The 3,802-nt window shown below is 58.1% G+C and carries 3 protein-coding genes and 3 tRNA genes; 2 read left to right on the forward strand and 4 right to left on the reverse strand.

Annotation, left to right across the window (positions count from 1 at the left end):
- The coding region (locus D1646_RS17640) for an aconitase/3-isopropylmalate dehydratase large subunit family protein (RefSeq protein WP_201754748.1) at window positions 1-1,259 on the reverse strand (1,259 nt) is incomplete at its 3' end.
- A gap of 224 nt (window positions 1,260-1,483) precedes the next feature.
- Here D1646_RS17640 and D1646_RS17645 point away from each other — a divergent pair.
- Both D1646_RS17645 and citC read left to right on the forward strand, forming a co-directional pair.
- The gene (locus tag D1646_RS17645) at window positions 1,484-2,320 is read left to right on the forward strand and encodes an amidohydrolase family protein (RefSeq protein WP_160637728.1); all 837 of its coding nucleotides are present in this window, start codon (window positions 1,484-1,486) and stop codon (window positions 2,318-2,320) included.
- Between the two features lie 12 nt (window positions 2,321-2,332).
- Window positions 2,333-3,346: a [citrate (pro-3S)-lyase] ligase gene (gene citC / locus D1646_RS17650; protein WP_160637729.1), complete on the forward strand. Its 1,014-nt coding sequence runs from the start codon at window positions 2,333-2,335 to the stop codon at window positions 3,344-3,346.
- A 60-nt stretch (window positions 3,347-3,406) separates the two neighbouring features.
- On the opposite strand, the gene D1646_RS17655 is transcribed toward citC, so the two are convergent.
- From D1646_RS17655 to D1646_RS17665, 3 genes are all read right to left on the reverse strand, one after another.
- Window positions 3,407-3,481: transfer RNA gene (locus tag D1646_RS17655), tRNA-Cys, on the reverse strand.
- 56 nt (window positions 3,482-3,537) lie between these two features.
- Window positions 3,538-3,613, reverse strand: a tRNA-Gly gene (locus D1646_RS17660).
- 35 nt (window positions 3,614-3,648) lie between these two features.
- Window positions 3,649-3,724 (reverse strand) — tRNA-Phe (locus D1646_RS17665).
- Between the last annotated feature and the right edge of the window lie 78 nt (window positions 3,725-3,802).

A 3,802-nucleotide genomic window follows, 5' to 3' on the forward strand; every position in this document is an offset into this window, starting at 1 on the left:
GTAATGCAGCCTCTTATAGCAGTGGCCATAGCGGCCATGGGAGAAAGCAAATAGGTGTGGCTGCCCTTGCCCACCTTGCCGATAAAGTTGCGGTTGTTGGTGGCCACGCCCACGTCCCCGGCGGGCAGCGCCCCGTAGTGCTCGGCGGTACACAGGGCACAGGTGGGATTGGTGAACACCACACCGGCGGCCAGGAAGTCGAAGACCAGGCCCTCCTTTACACACTGCATCTGCACTTCGGTGGTGCTGGGGGTTATGATGGTCCGGCAAGTGGGGCTTACCTTGCCGCCCCCCGCCATCAGCACGGCGTGGGCCGCCTTGATATCCTCGTAGCGGCCGTTGGAGCAGGAACCGATGTGAACCTGATCCACAAGGATCCCGGCCACCTGGGCAACCGGCTTTACATGATCGGGGGCGTCCGGGCAGGAGGCCATGGGCTCCAGATCGCTGACGTCATACTCCAGCACCTTGCAGTACTCCGCGTCCGGGTCGGCGGACAGGCTCTTAACCCGCTCCAGCACCTCATCCCCGGCCCGCTCCACCAGCCAGTCCAGCACCGGACCGTCAGGCATGATGAGGGGGACCTTGCCGCTCATCTCCGTGACCATGGAGCACAGGGTGATCCGCTCCGCCAGGGAGGCGTTGTGGATGGTCTCCCCGACAAACTCCACCGCCAGGTAGTCCATGCCGCCGGCACCCAGGCCGCCTACCATCTTGGTCAGCAGGTCCCGCATACAGACGCCCCTCTGGAACTTGCCGGTGACCAGGATTTTCATGGTCTCAGGGATCCGGAACCAACTGGTGCCGTTGATGTAGGCGGCGGCCACGTCGGAGTTGCCCACGCCGGTGGCAAAGGCCCCCACCGCACCCAGCAGGTTCATGTGGCTGTCTGTGCCCAGCACCACGTCCCCCGGCTTGATGAGCCCCGCCTCCAGCATGACGTGCTGACCGATGCCGTGGTTGATGTCAAAGAGATGCCTGATGCCCTGGCGCTTGGCAAACTTCCGGATAATTTTCTGGTTGTTGGACACCTTCTCTGAGTGAGAGGGGGCCTGAAGGTCGAAGGTGTAGGCCACCTTGTCCGGGTCCCAGACCCTGGCCTCCACTCCCATCTCCTTCTCAAACTGGAGGACGCAGTTTGCCCCGCCAAAGTCTCTTGCAGAGGCCAGGTCTACCTTGCACCAGACCCGTTCCCCTATCTGAACGGGGCGTCCGGCGGCTCGTTCCATAATTTTTACAATAGCTGTTTTTCCCATCATAATGCCTCCTTCCATATCGGGCGGTTGAAGTTGTGTGCTTATCATACTCTCTTTATCTGCAATGGAAAAGTACCATATTTTTAAATATATGTACATCATTGTTGCGGACAACTTGAACAATGATTGCAACAGTTTGTTGCAGTGCTCCACAATATCTGTGCTTTCCATATACATCACAGGATGATACAATCAAGACGAAAGCTTGACAAAAAGAGGTGTCTTTTATGGACCGTATCCCCTTTTCTGTTCCCTTTGAAATGCCCCAAAACGCCTGCAACGCCCATCTGCACATCATCGACCCGGCCTTCCCCAATGACGGCAAGGCGGCTGGTCAGGCTGGAACGCTGGAGACCTACCGTGTCCTGGCGGACAAGCTCCGTCTGCCCCGGGCGGTGTTTGTCCAGGCCAAGCCCTTTGGATTGGACAACGCCTGTCTTCTGGATGCCATTGAGGCCTTCGGCGCGGACTATGCACGGGGGATCGGGGTTGTAAACCGCACTGTCTCCGATCAGGAGTTAGAGCGGCTGCACAACGGGGGTGTGCGGGGCCTGCGTTTCAGCGTGTGGAATCCTGGCAATGCGGTGGTCTCCTTTGAGGACTGCGCCCCCCTGAGCCGGCGGGTCAAGCATCTGGGCTGGAATATGCAGCTGCATATGAGCGCCGCCCAGCTGGTGGAGTATGCAGACGTGATCCGCAAGCTAGAGTGCAGGGTCGTCATCGACCACATGGGCCGCCTGGACCCCGCTTTGGGCGTCAAGGACCCCGCTTTCCCCTTTATTCAGGAAATGATCGACCGGGGCAGCACCTGGGTCAAGCTGTCCGGGCCCTATCTCAACTCCAGGACCGGTGAGCCCTGGGCGGACGCCACAGAGACCGCCATCGCCATTGCAGAATTTGCCCCGGAGCGGGTCGTGTGGGGCAGCGATTTCCCCCATGTCACTGAAGCAGTCAAGCCGGAGGAGACCGCACTGGTGGAGACGATCCCCATCTGGCTGCCCACAGAAAAAGCCCGCCAGCTGGCGCTGACGGACAATCCCCGGGAACTGTATGGCTTTGTGTAAGGAGCTGCCGTTATGAGAGAGGAGTACCATGTGACACAGCTCCAGCTGCGCGATCCCCGGGAGCGGGAACGGCTGACCGCTTTTCTGTTGGAAAACCACCTGACCTATGAGGATAACATCCAAACCGCCTTTGCAGTTCTGGATGAGAACGACACGCTCTCTGCCTGCGGCTGTGCTGCCGGTCCGCTGCTGAAATGCTTTGCGGTTACGCCGGAGCTGCGGGGGCAGAACGCGCTGGGGCCGCTGGTTTCTGCGTTGGTTCAGGAACGCTTTGCCGCCGGATTCTATGAGCTGTTCCTCATTACGCGGTCCTGCAACGAAGGGATGTTCTCCAATTGCGGCTTTTTCCCAGTGGTCCGTACACAGCAGCTTGTTCTTCTGGAGAACAGGATGAATGGCCTGCAGGTCTTTACCGCGCCCATGGGGGGCCCCGAGGACGTGGGCAAAACGGTTGGCGCGGTTGTGATGAACTGCAATCCCTTTACGCTGGGACACCAGGCGCTGGTAGAGTTCGCCGCGTCACAGTGCGATATCCTGCACCTGTTTGTGGTGGAGGAGGACAGGTCCTGCTTCCCAACCCATGTCCGCCTGCGTCTGGTTCAGGAGGGAACAGCTCATCTGCCCAATGTGCGGGTACATCTCAGCGGACACTATATGATCTCCTTGGCCACCTTTCCCACCTACTTTTTAAAGGAGGGGGAGGACGCCGCCGCCCTTCAGAGCGCGCTGGATATTACACTGTTTGCCCAGTGCATTGCGCCGGAGCTCCACATTACAAAGCGGTTTGCGGGCCAGGAGCCGCTGGACCCGACCACCAACTGTTACAACCAGACCATGAAAGGGATCCTCCCTCAATTTGGCATTGAATGTTGCGAAATCCCACGTATTTGCTCTGGAAATGAGGTCATCAGCGCCTCCCGGGTGCGGCGGCTTTTGCGGGAAAAGGGCCTGTGCCAGGAGGTCCTGGCTCTGGTGCCGGAGACCACAGGACGCTATCTGCAAACCGAGTTTAAGAGGATACAATAAAAAAATTGACAGATCCTTGAAATTCAACACGGGTTGAATCAAAAATCTGTCAACTTATCATGGAGGTGCCACCCAGATTTGAACTGGGGAGTGGAGCTTTTGCAGAGCTCTGCCTTACCACTTGGCTATGGCACCGTCCACACGCGGGATTCAATTTTAGAAAAACGAGGCAAAGAAACTTTGCCTCGTTTTGGAGCGAGTGACGAGGCTCGAACTCGCTACCTCCACCTTGGCAAGGTGGCGCTCTACCAGATGAGCTACACTCGCATTGTTTCCTCCACAAGGGTTAAACTTATGGAGGATGGTGCCTCCGGTCGGAATCGAACCAACGACACGAGGATTTTCAGTCCTCTGCTCTACCAACTGAGCTACAGAGGCAAAAATGGCGACGCGGAAGGGACTTGAACCCTCGACCTCCGGCGTGACAGGCCGGCGTTCTAACCAACTGAACTACCG

Source organism: Pseudoflavonifractor sp. 60, from assembly GCF_009911645.1.
Lineage (GTDB): Bacteria > Bacillota > Clostridia > Oscillospirales > Oscillospiraceae > Lawsonibacter.

Bases quoted from the DNA above. Each gene is read 5' to 3' on its own strand.
- D1646_RS17645 (WP_160637728.1), top strand. From the start codon at position 1,484: ATGGACCGTATCCCCTTTTCTGTTCCCTTTGAAATGCCCCAAAACGCC.
- citC (WP_160637729.1), top strand. From the start codon at position 2,333: ATGAGAGAGGAGTACCATGTGACACAGCTCCAGCTGCGCGATCCCCGG.